Source organism: Micromonospora auratinigra (genome assembly GCF_900089595.1).
Taxonomy (GTDB): domain Bacteria; phylum Actinomycetota; class Actinomycetes; order Mycobacteriales; family Micromonosporaceae; genus Micromonospora; species Micromonospora auratinigra.
In genome coordinates this window covers 2,730,248-2,751,115 of sequence record NZ_LT594323.1, presented here as the reverse complement: position 1 = coordinate 2,751,115, position 20,868 = coordinate 2,730,248, and the positions used below count along the sequence as shown (strand labels likewise).

2 protein-coding genes are annotated in these 20,868 nt (G+C 76.3%); both read left to right on the top strand.

Going from position 1 to position 20,868, the window contains the following annotated elements; all coding sequences use genetic code 11:
* The gene (locus GA0070611_RS12120; protein ID WP_407940433.1) at positions 1–4,797 is read left to right on the top strand and encodes a type I polyketide synthase; all 4,797 of its coding nucleotides are present in this window, start codon (positions 1–3) and stop codon (positions 4,795–4,797) included.
* A 56-nt stretch (positions 4,798–4,853) separates the two neighbouring features.
* Positions 4,854–20,864: a type I polyketide synthase gene (locus GA0070611_RS12115; RefSeq protein ID WP_091662734.1), complete on the top strand. Its 16,011-nt coding sequence runs from the start codon at positions 4,854–4,856 to the stop codon at positions 20,862–20,864.
* Positions 20,865–20,868: the final 4 nt, after the last annotated feature.

Here is a 20,868-nt window from a genome sequence, read left to right as displayed (position 1 = left end):
CTGCCGGCCACGTCCACGAATGGGTTCCTGATGTCCAACGAACAGAAGCTTCGTGACTACCTGCGGCGGGTCACGGCCGACCTGCACGAGACCAGCGAGCGGCTGCGCGACCTGGAGGACAAGGCCGCCGAGCCGATCGCGATCGTCGGCATGGGCTGCCGCTACCCCGGCGGCGTCGGCTCGCCCGAGGCGCTCTGGGACCTCGTCGCGGCCGGCACCGACGCCATCGCCGGCATGCCCACCGACCGCGGCTGGGACCTCGACCGCCTCTACCACCCCGACCCCGAGCACCCCGGCACCAGCTACGTCCGCGAGGGCGGCTTCCTCTACGACGCGCCCGCGTTCGACCCCACCTTCTTCGGCATCTCGCCCCGCGAGGCCGCCGAGATGGACCCGCAGCAGCGGCTGTTCCTGGAGACCTCGTGGGAGGCGCTGGAGCGCGCCGGGATCGACCCGACCTCGCTCAAGGGCAGCCCCACCGCGGTCTTCACCGGCGTCGTCTACCACGACTACCCGAACAGCTGGGGCGCCGGCAGCATCGTCTCCGGCCGGCTCTCGTACACCCTCGGGCTGGAGGGGCCGGCGGTCACCGTCGACACCGGCTGCTCGTCGTCGCTGGTCGCCCTGCACTGGGCCTGCCAGTCGCTGCGCTCCGGCGAGTCGTCGCTCGCCGTCGCCGGTGGCGTCACCGTGATCGGCACCCCGGACGCGTTCGTCGAGTTCTCCCGGCAGCGGGCGCTCTCCTCCGACGGGCGGTGCCGGTCGTTCGCCGCCACCGCCGACGGCACCGGCTGGGCCGAGGGCGCCGGCGCGCTGGTGCTGGAGCGGCTCTCCGACGCCCGCCGGCACGGCCACCCGGTGCTCGCCGTGATCCGGGGCTCCGCGATCAACCAGGACGGCGCGTCCAACGGCCTCACCGCGCCGAACGGCCCCTCGCAGCGCCGGGTCATCCGGGCCGCGCTGGCCAACGCCCGGCTCACCGCGCCGGAGGTCGACGCGGTCGAGGCGCACGGCACCGGCACGAAGCTCGGCGACCCGATCGAGGCGCAGGCGCTGTTCGCCACGTACGGGCGGGACCGGCCCGTGGACCGGCCGCTCTGGCTCGGCTCGCTCAAGTCCAACATCGGCCACTCGCAGGCCGCCGCCGGGGTCGGCGGGGTGATCAAGATGGTGCAGGCGATGCGGCACGGATTGCTGCCGCGCACCCTGCACGTCGACGAGCCCAGCGGCGAGATCGACTGGTCGCCGGGCACGGTACGGCTGCTCACCGAGCCGGTCGACTGGCCGGCGACCGGCCGGGCCCGGCGCTGCGGCGTCTCCTCCTTCGGCATCAGCGGCACCAACGCGCACGTGGTCCTGGAGGAGGCCCCACCGGCCGAGGAGGCCGACGAGCCGGCCACCCCGGCGGTGGTGCCCTGGGTGCTCTCCGGGCACACCGCAGCGGCGCTGCCCGCCCAGGCCGAGCAGCTGCTGGCGCACCTGGACGGGCGGGAGGTGGACCTCGCCGCGGTGGGCCGTACCCTGGCCGGCCGGGCCCGGCTCGACCACCGGGCCGTGCTCGTCGGCGGGACCCTGCCGCAGCTGCGCGCCGCGCTCACCGCGCTCACCGCCGGCCAGCCCTCGCCCGCCGCCGTCACCGGGGTCGCCGACGCGGACGGCCGGGTGGTCTTCGTCTTCCCCGGCCAGGGCGCCCAGTGGGTCGGCATGGCCGCCGCCCTGCTCGACTCCTCGCCGGTCTTCGCGGCGCACCTGACCCGGTGCGCCGCCGAACTGCGCGCGTACGTCGACTGGGACCTGCTCGACGTGGTCCGCGGCGTGCCCGGCGCCCCCTCGCTGGAGTGGGTGGACGTGGTGCAGCCCGCCCTGTGGGCGATGATGGTCTCGCTCGCCGCCACCTGGCGGGCGTACGGCGTCGAACCCGACGCGGTCATCGGCCACTCGCAGGGCGAGATCGCCGCCGCCTGCGTGGCCGGCGGCCTCTCGCTGGCCGACGGGGCCCGGGTGGTCACCCTGCGCAGCCGCGCCATCGGCGAGAAGCTCGCCGGCCGGGGCGGCATGGTCTCCGTCGGGCTGCCCGCCGACCGGGTCGAGGAGCGGATCGCCCGCTGGGCCGGGGACATCTCGCTGGCCGTGGTCAACGGCGCCGGCTCGGCGGTGGTCTCCGGCACCCCGGAGGCGCTGCGCGAGCTGATCGCCGAGCTGAGCGCCGAGGGCATCCGGGTCAAGCAGGTCGCCGTCGACTACGCCTCCCACTCGGCGCAGGTGGAGACGCTGGAGCACCGGCTGCTGGAGGACCTCGCCCCGATCAACCCGCGCACCGGCACCATCCGGATGCTCTCCACGGTCACCGGCGACTGGGTCGACACCGCCGGCCTGGACGCCCGCTACTGGTACGACAACCTGCGCAACACCGTCCGCTTCGACCCGGCGATCCGGGCCCTCGCCGCCCAGGGCTGGACCGGGTACGTGGAGGTCAGCCCGCACCCGGTGCTCGGCATGGGCATGCAGGAGACGCTGGAGTCCGCCGAGCGGCCGGTGGTGGTCACCGGCACCCTGCGCCGCGACGACGGCGGCCTGGACCGGCTGCTCACCTCCCTGGCCGAACTGCAGGTGCGCGGGCACCACGTGGACTGGGCCGCCGCGCTGCCCGGCACCCGCCGCGCCGACCTGCCCACGTACGCCTTCCGGCACGAGCGGTACTGGATCGCGCCGACCGCCGCCGGCCCGGCCCCGGAGTCCACCCCCGACGGCGGCTTCTGGGACGCGGTGGAACGCGGCGACGTGACCGCCCTCGCCGACGGCCTCGGCGTCGATGCCGGGCTGGCCGGCGAGGTGCTGCCCGGCCTGAGCACCTGGCGGTCCCGGCAGCGCGACGCGGCCACCGTGGACGGCTGGCGCTACCGGGTCCGGTGGCAGCCCGCCGAGGTGCCCACCGGCGGGACGCTCGACGGCACCTGGTGGGTCGTCGCCCCGCCGGCGCTGACCGACGACGACCGGCTGCGTACCGTCGTGGACGGGCTGGCGGCGCGCGGCGCGCGGGTGGAGACGATCCTCGGCGGCGACGTCACCGGCCGGCCGGCCCCCGCCGGGGTGCTCTCGCTGCTCGCCCTCGACGACGCCCCCGACCCGCTCGGCGCCGGCCTGACCGCCGGCACCACCGCGACGGTCTCCCTGGTGCACGCGCTGGCCGCCACCGACGCCCCCGCCCGGCTCTGGTGCGTCACCTCCCGCGGCGTCGGCGTCAACCCGGCCGAGGCCGTGCCGCAGCCCGCCCAGGGCGCGCTCTGGGGCCTGGGCACCGTGCTCTCCCTCGACTACCCGGGCTGGTGGGGCGGCCTGGTCGACCTGCCCGCCGAGTGGACGCCGCAGACCACCGACCGCCTCGTCGACGTGCTGACCGGCGGCGGCGAGGACCAGGTCGCGATCCGGCCGGCCGGGACGCTGGCCCGCCGGATGGTCCGCCGGCCGGTCACCGGCCCGCCCGAGCGGCGCTGGCGGCCCACCGGCACCGTGCTGGTCACCGGCGGCACCGGCGGCGTCGGCGGGCACGTCACCGAATGGCTGGTCGGGCAGGGCGCCGAGCGGGTCGTGCTGGCCAGCCGGCGGGGACCGGACGCCCCCGGCGCGGCCGAGCTGACCGCCCGGCTGCCCCAGGTCCAGGTGGTGGCGTGCGACGTCGCCGACCGGGACGCGGTCGGCGCGCTCGTCGCCGAGCTGGGCGACGACCTCACCGCCGTCTTCCACGCCGCCGGGGTGCTGCACCCGGAACGGCCGCTCGGCGAGACCAGCCTCGACGACTTCGCCGACGTGTGCCGGGCCAAGGTGCGCGGCGCGACCCACCTCGACGGGCTGCTCGCCGACCGGCCGCTCGACGCGTTCGTGCTCTTCTCCTCCGGCGCGGCCGTCTGGGGCAGCGCCGGGCAGGCCGGCTACGCCACCGCCAACGCCTACCTCGACGCGCTGGCCCAGCAGCGGCGCAGCCGTGGCGCGGTCGCCACCTCGGTGGCCTGGGGCAGCTGGGGCGGGGGCGGCGGCATGGCCGGCGGCGAGGTGGGTGCCCACCTGGACCGGCTCGGCGTCGGCGTGATGGACCCCCGGCTCGCCGTCGGCGCGCTCCAGCAGGCGCTCGACCACGACGAGAGCCACCTGGTCGTCGCCGACCTCGACTGGCCCAGGTTCGCCCCGATCTACACCCTGGCCCGGCCCCGGCCGCTGCTCGCCGCGCTGCCCGACGCCGCCCCCGAACCCACCGGGGCCGCCGACACCGGATCCGCGTCGGCGCTCGCCGACCGGCTCGCCGCACTGCCCGAGGCCGAGCAGCGCGCGGTGCTGCTCGACACGGTCCGCACCAACGTGGCCGCCGTGCTCGGCTACGCCGACGCCGACGCCGTCGAGGCGCAGCGCGCGTTCAAGGAACTCGGCATGGACTCGGTCACCGCGGTGGAGCTGCGCAACCGGCTCAGCGCCGCCGCCGGGGTCCGGCTCTCCGCCACCCTGGTCTTCGACCACCCGACGCCGGTCGCCCTCGCGGACCAGCTGCGCACCGAACTCGGGTACGCCGGGGACGGCGCCGCCGGCAGCCTGCTGGCCGAACTGGACCGGCTGGAGGTGACCGTGGCGGGCCTGACCGCCGAGGAGATCGAACGCGACCGGGTCACCGTCCGGCTCCAGTCGCTGCTGGCCAAGCTCAACGAGACCCTCGGCGCGTCCGCCGGCGCCACCCTGGTCGACCGGTTGGAGAGCGCCTCCGCCGACGACGTCTTCGACCTGATCGACAAGGAACTCGGGATGACCTGAGCCGTCCTGCCCCCACCCCCGGCACGTGTCCCGACGGCAACGATGTGAGGTCCCCGATGGCGAACGAAGAGAAGCTCCTCGAGTACCTGAAGCGGGTCACCGCCGACCTGCACCGCACCCGCGAACGGCTGCGCGAGGTCGAGTCGCAGGAACAGGAGCCCGTCGCGATCGTCGGGATGGCCTGCCGCTACCCGGGCGGCGTCGGCTCGCCCGAGGAGCTGTGGCGGCTGGTCGCCGACGGGGTCGACGCCATCGGCGACTTCCCCACCGACCGGGGCTGGGACACCACCGCCCTGTACGACGCCGACCCGTCCGCCGCCGGCAGCAGCTACGTGCAGCAGGGCGGCTTCGTGCACGACGCCGACGAGTTCGACGCCGAGTTCTTCGGCATCTCGCCCCGCGAGGCGCTCGCCATGGACCCGCAGCAGCGCCTGGTGCTGGAGGCGAGCTGGGAGGCGTGCGAGCGGGCCGGCATCAACCCGGACGCGCTGCGCGGCAGCCCGACCGGCGTCTTCGTCGGCTGCGGCGGGCAGGACTACTGGGACCGGCTGACCGTGCTGCCCGAGCCGGTCGAGGCGTACCTGAGCACCGGCAGCTCCGGGGCGGTCATCTCCGGGCGGGTGTCGTACAGCCTGGGGTTGGAGGGGCCGGCGGTCACCGTCAACACCGCCTGCTCGTCGTCGCTGGTCGCGCTGCACCTGGCCGCGCACGCGCTGCGCCGCCGGGAGTGCGGGCTGGCGCTGGCCGGCGGCGTGACCGTGATGTCGACCCCCGGGGCGTTCGTGGCGTTCAGCCGGCAGCGCGGCCTGGCCACCGACGGGCGGTGCAAGCCGTTCTCCGAGGACGCCGACGGCACCGGCTGGGGTGAGGGCGTCGGCATGCTGCTGCTGGAGCGGCTCTCCGACGCCCAGCGCCACGGCCACCCCGTCCTCGCCGTGCTCAAGGGCTCCGCGATCAACCAGGACGGCGCGTCGAACGGGCTGACCGCCCCCAACGGCGTCGCCCAGCAGCGGGTCATCCTCCAGGCCCTCGCCAACGCCGGGCTGGCCTCGTCCGAGGTGGACCTCGTCGAGGCGCACGGCACCGGCACCACCCTCGGCGACCCGATCGAGGCCGAGGCGCTGATCGCCACGTACGGGCACGACCGGCCGGCCGACCGGCCGCTCTGGCTGGGCTCGGTCAAGTCGAACATCGGCCACGCGCAGGCCGCCGCCGCGGTCAGCGGCGTGATCAAGATGGTGCTGGCCCTGCAGCACGGCGTGCTGCCGAAGTCCCTGCACGTCGGGGAGCCCTCCCGCCACGTCGACTGGTCCGCCGGCACGGTCCGGCTGCTCAGCGAGGCGCGGGCCTGGCCGGACCACGGCCAGCCGCGCCGGGGCGGGGTGTCGTCGTTCGGGGTCAGCGGCACCAACGGGCACGTGATCCTGGAGCAGGCGCCCCCGGTCGAGACCGCTGAGCCGGTCGAGCCGGCCGCGCCGTCGCCGGTGTCGCTCTGGCCGGTGTCGGGCCGGTCGGCGGGGGCGCTCGCCGCGAACGCGGCCCGGCTGCGGGACTTCCTCACCGACCAGCACCCGGCCGACGTCGGGTACGCCCTCGGCGTGACCCGCGCCGCGTCGGCGTACCGGGGCGTGGTGCTCGGCGACGGCGTCGCCGGCCTGGCCGCCCTCGCGGCCGGTGCCGGCCTGTCCGGCCGGGTGACCACGGGCCGGACGGCGGTGTTGTTCACCGGTCAGGGCGCGCAGCGCGTCGGGATGGGCCGGGATCTGGCGGCGGTGTTCCCGGTGTTCGCGTCCGCGTTGGACGAGGTGTGTGCGGCGTTCGCGCCGCTGCTGGGTGGCGATCTGCGGCAGGTGATGTTCGCCGACCCGGACGGGGTGCTGGATGAGACGGGGTGGACTCAGCCGGCGTTGTTCGCGGTCGAGGTGGCCCTGTTCCGGCTCGCGGAGTCGTGGGGTCTCAGGCCGGACTTCGTGGCGGGTCACTCGATCGGTGAGCTGGCTGCCGCGCACGTGGCGGGGGTGTGGTCCGTTGACGACGCCTGTCGGGTCGTGGCGGCGCGGGGCACGTTGATGCAGGCGCTACCCGCCGGTGGGGTGATGCTGGCGATCGGTGCGCCGCTGGGCGAGTTGGACCTGGACGGTATCGACGTGGCGGCGGTGAACGGGCCGCGTGCGGTGGTGGTGTCGGGCACGGAGGAGCAGATCGCGGCCCTCGAAGCGCGTCTCGATGTGAGGACGCGGCGGTTGCGGGTGTCGCACGCGTTCCACTCGCACCTGATGGACCCGATGCTCGCCGACTACGGCCAGGTCCTGTCGACCGTCACCGCCAACCCGGCGACGGTCCCGCTGGTGTCCACCGCCACCGGCACGTTGGCCACCGACGAGGAGTTGGGTGACGCCGGCTACTGGCAGGGGCAGGTGCGGGGCACGGTCCGCTTCGCCGACGCGGTGCGTGCCCTGCACGAGCGGGGTGTCACCCGGTTCGTCGAGATCGGACCGGACAGCGTGCTGACCGCGATGGTCGCCGACACCCTGGACGACACCGTCACCATCCCGCTGCAACGCCGCGACCGCGAACAGGTCACTGCGTACGCCACCGGCATGGCACAGGCCTGGATCAGCGGCGTCGACCTCGACTGGGCCGCGATCCACCCTGGCGGCCGGCGGATCGACCTGCCCACCTACGCCTTCCAGCGACAGCGCTTCTGGATCGACGCCCCCACCGACCCGGGCGACGCCACCGCCATGGGCCTGGACTCCGCCGACCACCCGCTGCTCGGCGCGGCCGTCACCCTCGCCAACGCCGACGGCGCGGTCCTCACCGGCCGGCTCTCCCTCGACCGGCACCCCTGGCTCGCCGACCACGCCGTCGACGGCGCGGTGGTCTTCCCCGGCACCGGCTACCTCGACCTCGCCCTGCACGCCGGCGCCCAGGTCGGCGCCGACACCGTCGAGGAACTGACCATCGAGACCCCGCTGGTGCTCCCCGAGCGCGGCGCCGTCCAGCTCCAGGTGGTCGTCGGCGCGGCCGACGCCGGCCAGGCCCGCACCCTGCAGGTGTACGCGCGCGGCGCGGACCCCGACGCCCCCTGGACCCGGCACGCCAGCGGCCTGCTCACCCCCGGCCGCCGCGCCACCGCCACCGCGCTGACCGAGTGGCCGCCCCCCGGCGCGGAACCCGTGCCCACCGACGACCTCTACGACCACCTCGCCGCGGGCGGCCTGGTCTACGGGCCGGCCTTTCGCGCGCTGCGCCGGGTGTGGCGGGCCGGCGACGAGTTCTTCGCCGAGGTCCAGCTCCCCGAGGAGGTGACCGTCGACGGGTACGGCCTGCACCCCGCCGTGCTCGACGCCGGCCTGCACGCCCTCGGCCTCGCCGGCGACACCTACCGGGGCCTCCCGTTCGCCTGGACCGGCATCACCCTGCACGCCACCGGCGCGGCCGGCGTCCGGGTCCGGCTCACCCCGGCCGGCACCGGCGTACGCGTCGACGTCGCCGACGCGGTCGGCGCCCCCGTCGCGAGCATCGACCGGCTGGTGCTGCGCCCCGTCCAGGTCGCCCCGTCGGGCGGGGGCGCGGACGGCCTGCTCGACCTCGGCTGGCCCGAGATCACCGTCACCCCGACCGGGGCCGTTCCCGACTGGGCGTACCACCCGGGCAGCGGTGAGCCCGACGGGCTGCGGGTGCTCGCCGCCGGGGGCCCGGTGGACCGGCCCGAGGACGTGCACGCCGAGGTCAACCGGATCCTCGGCGTACTCCAGGAGGCGCTGGCCGGGCCGGACGCGCACCGGCTGGTGGTGCTCACCCGGCATGCCGTCGGCGACGACGCCACCGACCTGGCCGGCGCGGCCGTCTGGGGGCTGGTGCGTTCCGCCCAGGCCGAGAACCCGGACCGACTGCTGCTGGTCGACGCCGACAGCGACGACGTGGACGCGGTGCTGGCGCTGGCGCTGGCCGCCGGTGAGCCACAGGTACGCGTCCGGGGCGGCGTGGTCTCCGTACCGCGCCTGACCCGCCCGGCCACCCCGCCGGCCACCCCCGACGGACCCCTCTTCGGTACGGGCACCGTGCTGGTCACCGGCGCGACCGGCACGCTCGGCGCGGTGGTGGCCCGGCACCTGGTGGCGGCGCACGGGGTGACCCGGCTGCTGCTGGTGTCCCGCCGGGGCGCGGACGCGCCCGGCGCGGCCGAGCTGGTCGCCGAACTGACCGGGGCGGGCGCACGGGTCGAGCTGGTCGCCTCCGACGTGGCCGACCGCGACCAGGCGGCCGCACTGGTCGACGCCCACCCCGACCTGTCGGCGGTGGTGCACGTCGCGGGCGTGCTCGACGACGGGATCGTGTCGGCGTTGACGCCGGACCGGGTGTCGGCGGTGCTGCGGCCCAAGGTGGACGCCGCGTGGCACCTGCACGAGGCGACCCGGGACCGGGAGCTGTCGGCGTTCGTGCTCTTCTCCTCGCTGTCCGGGGTGCTCGGCGCGCCCGGGCAGGGCAACTACGCGGCCGCGAACGCCTTCGTGGACGCCCTGGCCCGGCAGCGCCGCGCGCAGGACCGGCCCGGTACGGCACTGGCCTGGGGCCTGTGGGCGGCCGGCTCGGCGATGACCGACCGGCTGGGCGAGGTGGACCGGGAACGGATGTCGCGGGGCGGCGTGCTGCCGCTGGCCACCGCCGACGGGCTCGCCCTGCTCGACGCCGCCGTCGCCGGTCCGTACCCGACCGCCGTCGCCGCCCGGCTCGACCTGGCCGCGCTGCGCGCCCTCGGCGACGACCTGCCGTTGCCGTTCCGTGGCCTGGTCCGGCCGGCCCGGCGGACCGCCGCCCGGGCCGCCGTCGGCGCCACCGCCGGCTGGGCCGCGGACCTCGCCGCCCTGGGCGCCGAGGAGCGGGAACGGGCCGTGACCGCGCTGGTGCTCGCCCAGGTCGCGGCGGTCCTCGGGCACGCCTCCGCAGAGCGGATCGACCCCGGCCGGGCCTTCCAGGAACTCGGCTTCGACTCGCTCACCGCGATCGAGCTGCGCAACGGCCTCACCGCGGCCACCGGCCTGCGGCTGCCCGCCACCCTGATCTTCGACCATCCGTCCCCGCGCGACCTGGTCCGGCACCTGCTCGCCGAGGTCGGCGGCACCGACGCCGCCGGGACGACCCGTACCGTCGGCACCGCCGGCACCGGCGACGAGCCGCTCGCGATCGTCGGCATGGCCTGCCGCTATCCCGGCGGCATCACCTCGCCGGAGGAACTGTGGCAGGTCCTGGTCGACGGCGCGGACACCGTCGGCGAGTTCCCGACCGACCGGGGGTGGGACACCGCCCGGCTGCACGACCCGACGGGCGCCCGCCCCGACACCACCTACGTCGACCGGGGCGGCTTCCTCGCCGACGCCGCTGAGTTCGACCCCGCCTTCTTCGGCATCTCGCCGCGCGAGGCGGTGGTGATGGACCCGCAGCAGCGCCTGCTGCTGGAGGTCTCCTGGGAGGCGTTCGAACGGGCCGGCATCGACCCGGCCGGGCTGCGCGGCTCGTCCACCGGCGTCTTCGCCGGGGTGATGTACCACGACTACGTCTCCGGGCACAGCGCCGGCAGCGTGGTCTCCGGCCGGATCGCGTACACCTTCGGTCTGGAGGGGCCGGCGGTCTCCGTCGACACGGCCTGTTCGTCGTCGCTGGTGGCGATGCACCTGGCTGGTCAGGCGCTGCGGTCGGGGGAGTGTGACCTGGCGTTGGCCGGTGGGGTGACGGTGATGGCGACGCCGGAGACGTTCGTGGAGTTTTCCCGCCAGCAGGGGCTGGCCCGTGACGGCCGGTGCAAGCCGTTCGCGGCGGCGGCCGACGGGACCGGCTGGTCCGAGGGTGTCGGCATGCTGGTGTTGGAGCGGCTCTCCGACGCCCGCCGCAACGGCCACCGGATCCTGGCCGTGGTGCGGGGTTCGGCGGTGAACCAGGACGGCGCGTCGAACGGGTTGACCGCCCCGAACGGTCCGGCGCAGCAGCGGGTGATCCGGCAGGCTCTGGCGAACGCGCGGGTGCCGGCCGCCGAGGTGGACGTGGTCGAGGCGCACGGCACCGGCACCACCCTCGGTGATCCGATCGAGGCGCAGGCGCTCATCGCCACCTACGGCCGCGACCGGGAGCAGCCGCTCTGGCTGGGTTCGGTCAAGTCGAACCTGGGCCACACCCAGGCGGCGGCGGGTGTGGCCGGGGTGATCAAGATAGTCCTGGCGATGCGGCACGGGATCGTGCCCCGCACCCTGCACGTCGACCAGCCCAGCCCGCACGTGGACTGGACCGCAGGGGACGTCCGCCTGGTGACCGAACCGGTCGAGTGGACCGCGAACGGGCACCCGCGCCGGGCCGGCGTCTCCTCGTTCGGCATCAGCGGCACCAACGCGCACCTGATCCTGGAGCAGGCCCCCACGGTCGAGCCGGAGACCGCGCCGGTGGAGCCCGCCGCCGCGCCGGTGGCGCTCTGGCCGGTCTCCGGCCGCGCCGCCGCCGGCCTCGCCGGGCAGGCCGCCCGCCTCGCCGACTTCCTCGCCGACGCCGACCTGCGCCCCGCCGACGTGGCGGTGACCCTCGGCGCGGGACGGGCCGCCCTGGAACACCGGGGCGTGGTCGTCGGTGACGGCGTCGCCGGCCTCCGCGCGCTCGCCGCCGGCGAGGGCGTGCACGGCCAGGTCACCATCGGCCGCACGGCGGTGCTGTTCACCGGTCAGGGTGCGCAGCGCGTCGGGATGGGCCGGGATCTGGCGGCGGTGTTCCCGGTGTTCGCGTCCGCGTTGGACGAGGTGTGTGCGGCGTTCGCGCCGCTGCTGGGTGGCGATCTGCGGCAGGTGATCTTCTCGGACCCCGATGGTGTGCTGGATCAGACCGGGTGGACGCAGCCGGCGTTGTTCGCGGTCGAGGTGGCCCTGTTCCGGCTCGCGGAGTCGTGGGGTCTCAGGCCGGACTTCGTGGCGGGTCACTCGATCGGTGAGCTGGCCGCCGCGCACGTGGCGGGGGTGTGGTCCCTCGACGACGCGTGTCGGGTCGTCGCCGCGCGCGGCACGCTCATGCAGGCGCTACCCGCCGGTGGGGTGATGCTGGCCATCGGTGCGCCGCTGGGCGAGCTGGACCTCGACGGCATCGACGTGGCGGCGGTGAACGGGCCGCGTGCGGTGGTGGTGTCGGGCACGGAGGAGCAGATCGCCGCCCTCGAAGCGCGTCTCGATGTGAGGACGCGGCGGTTGCGGGTGTCGCACGCGTTCCACTCGCACCTGATGGACCCGATGCTCGTCGACTACGGCCAGGTCCTTGCCGGCGTCACCGCCAACCCGGCGGGCATTCCGCTGGTGTCCACCGCCACCGGCACCCTGGCCACCGACGAGGAGTTGGGTGACGCCGGCTACTGGCAGGGGCAGGTGCGGGGCACGGTCCGCTTCGCCGACGCGGTGCGTGCCCTGCACGAGCGGGGGGTGACGAGGTTCGTCGAGATCGGACCCGACAGTGTGCTGACCGCGATGGTCACCGACTGCGCCCCGGACGCCGCCGCGATCCCGCTGCAACGCCGCGACCGCGAACAGGTCACTGCGTACGCCACCGGCATGGCCCAGGCCTGGACCACCGGACTCGACCTCGACTGGACGGCCATCCACCCCGGCGGGCGGCAGGTCGACCTGCCCACCTACGCCTTCCAACGGCAGCACTACTGGCTCTACGACCCGGCCGTGGTCGGCGCCGGACTGCTCGCCACCACCCACCCGCTGCTCGACGCCGCCGTACCGCTCGCCACCAGCGACGGAGCCCTGCTCACCGGCCGCTGGTCCCTCGCCACCCACCCGTGGCTCGCCGACCACGCCGTCGGCGACACCGTCGTCTTCCCCGGCACCGGCCTCGTCGAACTCGCCGTCCACGCCGGCGACCAGGTCGGCGCCGGCACCCTCGACGAACTAACCCTGCACGCCCCGCTCGTGGTACCCGCCACCGGCGGCGTCGAGGTCCAGGTCGCCGTGGCGGACCCCGACCCCGCCGGACGGCGCGCCGTCCAGGTGCACTCCCGCGCACACCCCGACGCGCCGTGGACCCGGCACGCCGACGGCGTCCTCAGCCCCGCCGGCACCCCCGGCGTACCGCTCACCGAGTGGCCGCCCGCCGACGCCGAACCGCTGCCGCTGGAAGGGTTCTACGCCGACCTCGCCGCCGGTGGCCAGCACTACGGCCCCGCCTTTCAGGGCCTGCGCCGGGCCTGGCGGGCCGGCGACGACCTGCTCGCCGAGGTGAGCCTCCCCGACGGTACGGAGCACGCCGGCTACGCCCTGCACCCGGCGCTCCTCGACGCCGCCCTGCACGCCCTCTCGCTGTCCGGCGACGACCACCACCGGGGCCTGCCCTTCGCCTGGACCGGTGTGGCCCTGCACGCCACCGGGGCGACCGGCCTGCGGGTCCGGCTCACCCCGGCCGGCTCCGGGGTGCGGATCGCCGTCGCCGACGCCGCCGGCGCGCCCGTCGCCACCGTACGGTCGCTGGCGCTGCGCCCGGTGCAGCTCGACCGGGGTGCGGCCGTCGGCGACGCGCTCTTCGGTCTCGACTGGCAGCCGGTCACCACCGGCGCCCCCGCGACCGCCCCCACCTGGGCCCACGACGCCGACGCCGGAGCGGAGCACACCGGCGACGCGGTGGTGCTGACCGCCGGTGGCACCGACGACGTGCACGCCGAGGTCCACCGGGTGCTGGCCGCCGTCCAGCGCCGGCTCGCCGCCCCCGGCACCGCCCCACTGGTGGTGCTCACCCGCCGGGCCGTCGGCGACGACGCCACCGACCTGGCCGGCGCGGCCGTCTGGGGCCTGGTGCGCTCCGCGCAGGCCGAGGAGCCCGACCGGATCCTGCTGGTCGACGCCGACACCGACGACGTCGGCGCGGCGCTGGCGCTCGCGCTGCCCACCGGCGAGCCGCAGGTGCTGATCCGCGCCGGCGTCGCCGCCGCACCGCGCGTCGCCCGCCGGCCGCTGCCCGCCCCCGCCCCCGCCCGGCCCCGCTTCGGTACGGGCACCGTGCTGGTCACCGGCGCGACCGGCGCGCTCGGCTCGGCGGTGGCCCGACACCTGGTGACCGCGCACGGGGTGACCCGGCTGCTGCTGGTGTCCCGCCGGGGCGCGGACGCGCCCGGCGCGGCCGAGTTGGTCGCCGAACTGACCGGGGCGGGCGCACGGGTCGACCTGGTCGCCGCCGACCTGGCCGACCGGCACCAGGTCACCGCCCTGGCCGGCGTGCCCGACCTGTCCGCGGTGGTGCACACCGCCGGGATCCTCGACGACGGGATCGTGTCCGCGTTGACGCCGGACCGGGTGTCGGCGGTGCTGCGGCCCAAGGTGGACGCCGCCTGGCACCTGCACGAGGCCACCCGGGACCGGGAGCTGTCCGCGTTCGTGCTCTTCTCCTCGCTGTCCGGGGTGCTCGGCGCGCCCGGCCAGGGCAACTACGCGGCGGCCAACGCCTACCTGGACGCCCTCGCCACGGTCCGCCGCGCCGCCGGGCTGCCGGCGGTGTCGCTGGCCTGGGGCCTCTGGGCGGCCGGCTCGGCGATGACCGACCGGCTCGGCGAGGTGGACCGGGAACGGATGTCGCGGGGCGGCGTGCTGCCGCTGGCCACCGCCGACGGGCTCGCCCTGCTCGACGCCGCCGTGGCCGGCGACCGGGCCACCCTCATCCCGGCCCGGCTCGACGTGCCCACCCTGCGTACCCTCGGCGACCGGCTGCCCCCGGTGCTGCGCGGCCTGACCGGCCCCACCCGCCGGACCGCCGCCGCCGTCGCCACCACCGGCGGCGCGCCGGGGGAGTGGCTGGCCGCGCTGCCCGAGGCCGAACGCCCGGCCGCCGTCCGGCAGCTCGTGCACACCCACGTCGCCGCCGTGCTCGGCCTGCCCGGGGCGGACGCCGTGGCGGCCGACCGCACCTTCGCCGGCCTCGGCTTCGACTCGCTCACCGCCGTGGAGCTGCGCAACGTGCTCTCCACCGCCGCCGGGCTGCGGTTGCCGGCCACCCTGATCTTCGACTACCCGACCCCGCGCGCCCTCGCCGAGCACCTGTACGCCGAACTGACCGGCGGCCTCGACGCGCCGCAGACCCGGCAGGCCGCCACCACCGGCACCGGCGACGAGCCCCTCGCCATCGTCGGCATGGCCTGCCGCTACCCGGGCGGCATCGACTCGCCGGAAGCCCTGTGGCGCCTCGTCGCCGACGGGGCCGACGCGATCGGCGAGTTCCCCGTCGACCGGGGGTGGGACACGGCCCGGCTCTACGACCCGACGGGCGCCCGCCCCGACACCACGTACGTCGACCGGGGCGGCTTCCTCGCCGACGCCGCCGGCTTCGACCCCGCCTTCTTCGGCATCTCGCCCCGCGAGGCGGTGCTGATGGACCCGCAGCAGCGGCATCTGCTCGAAGTCTCCTGGGAAGCCCTGGAGCGGGCCGGCATCGACCCCGCCTCGGTACGCGGCACCCCCACCGGCGTCTTCGCCGGCCTCATGTACCACGACTACGTGACCGGGCACAGCGCCGGCAGCGTGGTCTCCGGCCGGATCGCGTACACCTTCGGTCTGGAGGGGCCGGCGGTCTCCGTCGACACGGCCTGTTCGTCGTCGCTGGTGGCGATGCACCTGGCTGGTCAGGCGCTGCGGTCGGGGGAGTGTGACCTGGCGTTGGCCGGTGGGGTGACGGTGATGGCGACGCCGGAGACGTTCGTGGAGTTTTCCCGCCAGCAGGGGCTGGCCCGTGACGGCCGGTGCAAGCCGTTCGCGGCGGCGGCCGACGGGACCGGCTGGTCCGAGGGTGTCGGGGTGCTGGTGTTGGAGCGGCTCTCCGACGCCCGCCGCAACGGTCGCCGGATCCTGGCCGTGGTGCGGGGTTCGGCGGTGAACCAGGACGGCGCGTCGAACGGGTTGACCGCCCCGAACGGTCCGGCGCAGCAGCGGGTGATCCGGCAGGCTCTGGCGAACGCGCGGGTGCCGGCCGCCGAGGTGGACGTGGTCGAGGCGCACGGCACCGGCACCACCCTCGGTGATCCGATCGAGGCGCAGGCGCTCATCGCCACCTACGGCCGCGACCGGGAGCAGCCGCTCTGGCTGGGTTCGGTCAAGTCGAACCTGGGCCACACCCAGGCGGCGGCGGGTGTGGCCGGGGTGATCAAGATAGTCCTGGCGATGCGGCACGGGATCGTGCCCCGCACCCTGCACGTCGACCAGCCCAGCCCGCACGTGGACTGGACCGCAGGGGACGTCCGCCTGGTGACCGAACCGGTCGAGTGGACCGCGAACGGGCACCCGCGCCGGGCCGGCGTCTCCTCGTTCGGCATCAGCGGCACCAACGCCCACGTCATCGTCGAGGAGGCTCCCGGCGGCCACCTTGCCCCGACAGCCGCCCCCACCGCGCCCGACCCCGCCCCGGCCGCCACCGAACCGCCGGTGCTGCTCTGGCCGGTGTCGGGTCGTTCCGCCGCCGGCCTCACCCAGCAGGCGGCCCGGCTGCGGGCGTACCTGACCGACGAGCGGCCGGTCGACGTCGGCTTCTCCCTCGGTACCGGTCGGGCCGCCCTCGATCACCGGGGCGTGGTGGTCGGCGGCCCCGACACCGACGTCGCCGCCGGCCTGGACGCCCTCGCGGCCGGCGCCGGCCTGTCGGGTCGGGTGACCACGGGCCGGACGGCGGTGTTGTTCACGGGTCAGGGTGCGCAGCGCGTCGGGATGGGCCGGGATCTGGCGGCGGTGTTCCCGGTGTTCGCGTCCGCGTTGGACGAGGTGTGTGCGGCGTTCGCGCCGCTGCTCGGCGGTGACCTGCGGCAGGTGATGTTCACCGACCCGGACGGGGTGCTGGATGAGACGGGGTGGACTCAGCCGGCGTTGTTCGCGGTCGAGATGGCGCTGTTCCGGCTCGCGGAGTCGTGGGGTCTCAGGCCGGACTTCGTGGCGGGTCACTCGATCGGTGAGCTGGCCGCCGCGCACGTGGCCGGGGTGTGGTCCCTTCAGGACGCGTGCCGAGTGGTGGCCGCCCGGGGCACGTTGATGCAGGCCCTGCCGTCGGGTGGCGCGATGCTGGCCATCGGTGCGCCGCTGGACGAGCTGGACCTCGACGGCATCGACGTCGCGGCCGTGAACGGGCCGCGTGCCGTGGTGGTCTCCGGCACCGAGGAGCAGATCGCCGCTCTCGAAGCGCGTCTCGATGTGAGGACGCGGCGGTTGCGGGTGTCGCACGCGTTCCACTCGCACCTGATGGACCCGATGCTCGCCGACTACGGCCAGGTCCTTGCCGGCGTCACCGCCAACCCGGTGGGCATTCCGCTGGTGTCCACCGCCACCGGCACCCTCGTCACCGACGAGGAGTTGGCCGACGCCGGCTACTGGCAGGGCCAGGTGCGGGGCACGGTCCGCTTCGCCGACGCCGTGCGTGCCCTGCACGAGCGGGGCGTCACCCGGTTCGTCGAGATCGGACCGGACAGCGTGCTGACCGCGATGGTCACCGACTGCGCCCCGGACGCCGCCGCGATCCCGCTACAACGCCGCGACCGGCCGCAGGTCGAGGCGTACGCCACCGGCATGGCCCAGGCCTGGACCACCGGACTCGACCTCGACTGGACGGCCATCCACCCCGGCGGGCGGCAGATCGACCTGCCCACCTACGCCTTCCAGCACCAGCACTACTGGATGCGGGACACCGGTGCCGCCGACCTCGCCGCCGCCGGGCTGCTCGACGCCGGGCACCCGCTGCTGTCGGCGGTCACCCCGCTGCCCGACACCGACGGGATCGTCGCCACCGGCCTGCTCTCCCGGCACACCCACCCGTGGCTGGCCGACCACGCGCTCGGCGACACCGTCGTGCTGCCCGGCACCGGCCTGGTGGAGCTGGCCCTGACCGCGGGCGACCACGTCGGCGCCGGCCGCCTCGACGAACTCACCCTCCAGGCCCCACTGGTCATTCCCGACGGCGGCGGCGTGCAGGTGCAGGTCGCCGTCGGCGGCCCCGACGACACCGGCGCGCGGCCGGTCACCGTCCACTCCCGCCACCAGGACGGGCCGTGGACCCGGCACGCCACCGGCCTGCTCACCCCGCCGCCGCCCACCCCGCCCACCCCGCCGCCCGCAGCCTGGCCGCCGGCCGGCGCCACCCCTGTCGACGTCACCGGCCTCTACGAGCGGATGGCCGACGCCGGGCTGGTCTACGGCCCGGTCTTCCAGGGCCTGCGGGCCGCCTGGCGGCACGGCGACGAGGTGTACGCCGAGATCGCCCTCCCCGCCGAGGTGGACGACGCCGCCCGCTACCGGCTGCACCCGGGACTCTTCGACGCGGCCCTGCACGCCATCGGGCTCAGCCGCGGCGAGGGCGCGCCCGCCGTCCCGTTCTCCTGGACCGGGGTGACCCCGTACGCCATCGGCGCGGACGCGCTGCGGGTCACCGTCACCCCCGCCGGCCCCGACCGGGTCGCGCTCACCCTCGCCGACCCCACCGGCGCACCGGTGGCCCGGGTCGACGCGCTGACGCTGCGCGAGATCGACGCCGGGCAGCTCGCCGCCGCCCGCGGCGGTGGCCGGCAGGAGCACCTCTACCGGCTCGACTGGACCCCGGTGCCGCTGCCCGCCCCGGCCGCCACCGGACGCTGGGCGATCGTCGGCCCGGACGAGTTCAAGGTGGCCGCCGCGCTCGACGCGGTCGGCGTCCGCGCCGAGACCCACCCCGGCCTCGACGCGCTCACCGCCGCCCTCGACGCCGGTGCGGCCGCCCCCGACCTGGTGCTGGTCGCCGGCGTCCAGCCCGACCCGCGACACCTCGCCGCCGGGGCCCGGCGCACCGCCGCCCAGCTCCTCGCCCTGCTCCAGGGCTGGCTGGCCGACGAGCGGCTGGCCGCCACCCGGCTGCTGGTGCTCACCCACGGCGCGCAGGGCGACCCGGTCACCGACCCGGCCGCCGCGGCGGCGTGGGGCCTCGCCCGCTCCGCCCAGTCCGAGAACCCCGGCCGGATCGTCCTGGTCGACCTCGACGACCACGACCGCTCCGCGCAGGCCCTCCCGGCGGCGCTGGCCGGCGGTGAACCGCAGTTGCTGATCCGCGAGGGCACCGCCCACGCCGCCCGGCTGGTGCCGGCCGGGGCCCCCGACGGCACCCCCGGCAGCGCCTTCGGCGGCGACGGCACCGTCCTGGTCACCGGCGCCGCCGGCAGCCTCGGCCGGCTCGTCGCCCGGCACCTGGTGGACGCGTACGGGGTACGCCGGCTGCTGCTCACCAGCCGGCGCGGCGCGGACGCCGAGGGGATGGCCGCGCTGCGCGACCAGCTCACCGCGTCCGGCGCGCAGGTCACCGTCGCCGCCTGCGACCTGTCCGACCGGGACGCCGTCGCCGACCTGCTCGCCGCCGTACCGGCCGGGCACCCGCTCACCGGCGTGGTGCACGCCGCCGGGGTGCTCGACGACGGGGTGATCCCGTCGCTGACCCCGCAGCGCCTCGACACGGTGCTGCGCCCCAAGGTCGACGCGGCCAGCCACCTGCACGAGCTGACCCGGGACGCGCAGCTCACCGCGTTCCTGCTCTTCTCCTCTGCCGCCGGCCTGCTCGGCGGACCCGGCCAGGGCAACTACGCGGCCGGCAACGCCTTCCTCGACGCCCTCGCCGCCGCCCGGCGGGCCGACGGGCTGCCCGCCCAGTCGCTGGCCTGGGGACCCTGGGCCGGCGGCGGCATGGCCGACGAGCTGGACGACGCCGACCGGGCCCGGATGTCGCGCGGCGGGGTGCGGCCGTTCACCCCCGCCGAGGGCCTGGCCCTGCTCGACGCGGCACTGGCCCGCCCCGACGCGGTGCTGGTGCCGGTCAAGGCCGACCTGGGCAGCCCGGCGGGGGAGGTGCCGCCGATCCTGCGCGCCCTGGTCACCCCGGCCCGGCGCGGCACCGCCGCCCGACCCGACCCGGCCGCGCTGCGGCGTACCCTCGGCGGGCTCGACCCGGACGCGCAGGAGGCGCGGCTGCGGGAGCTGGTCCGGGCGCAGGCCGCGGCGGTGCTCGGCCACGCCGGGCCGGACGACGTCGACCCGGCGCTGCGCTTCGTCGAGCTGGGCTTCGACTCGCTGACCGCGATGGAGCTGCGCACCGCGCTCAACGAGGCGACCGGGCTGCGGCTGGCCACCGGCGTGGTCTTCGACCACGGCAGCGTCGCCGAACTCGCCGCGCTGCTGCGCACCGAGCTGGCCGCCCCGCCCGCGCAGGACCGTCCGGACGCCCCGGACGGCGGCGGCGACACGATGAGCGCCCTGTTCCGCGCCGCGGTCAAGGGCGGCAAGGTGCAGCAGGGCCTGTCCCTGCTCTACGCGGTCGCCGACATCCGGCCCGCCTTCGACGGGCCCGCCGACCTGCCGGCGATCCCCGCGCCCCGCCGGCTCGCCCGCGGCGACGGGGCGCCGGCCATCGTCTGCTTCCCCTCACCGATGGCGCTCGGCGGCGACCAGCAGTACGCCCGGTTCACCGCCGAGTTCGGCGGCAGCCGCGACGTGTGGACGCTGCCGGTGCCCGGGTTCGGCCGCGACGAGAGCCTGCCCGCCTCGGCCGACGCCGCGGTCCGGGTCTTCGCCGAGATGGTCCGCCCGATCGCCGAGCAGGGCCCGTACGTCATCGTCGGCTACTCCTCCGGCGGGCTCTTCGCCCACGCCACCGCCGGCGAGCTGGAACGCCACGGGCTCGCCCCGGCCGGGGTGGTGCTGCTCGACACCTACCTCACCACCGGCACGACCACGGCGACCTTCTTCACCCACATGCTCGACTCGCTGCTGGCCCGGGAGAGCACCTTCGGGGAGTTCTCCAGCGCCCGGCTGTCGGCGATGGGCCGCTACGTGCGGCTGCTGGGCACCTGCCCGGTGGAGACGATCGACACGCCGGTGCTCTTCGTCCGGCCGCAGGAGTCCATCGTGCCCGGCGACGAGGGGGCCGACGACGGACGGTGGCGGGCCACCTGGGACACCCCGCACACGCTGCGGGAGGTGCCCGGCGACCACTTCACCATGATGGAGGGGCAGGTCGCCGCCACCGCCGGCGTGGTCCGGGACTGGATCACGCAGTGACGAC

Bases quoted from the DNA above. Each gene is read 5' to 3' on its own strand.
- GA0070611_RS12115 (WP_091662734.1), top strand. From the start codon at position 4,854: ATGGCGAACGAAGAGAAGCTCCTCGAGTACCTGAAGCGGGTCACCGCC.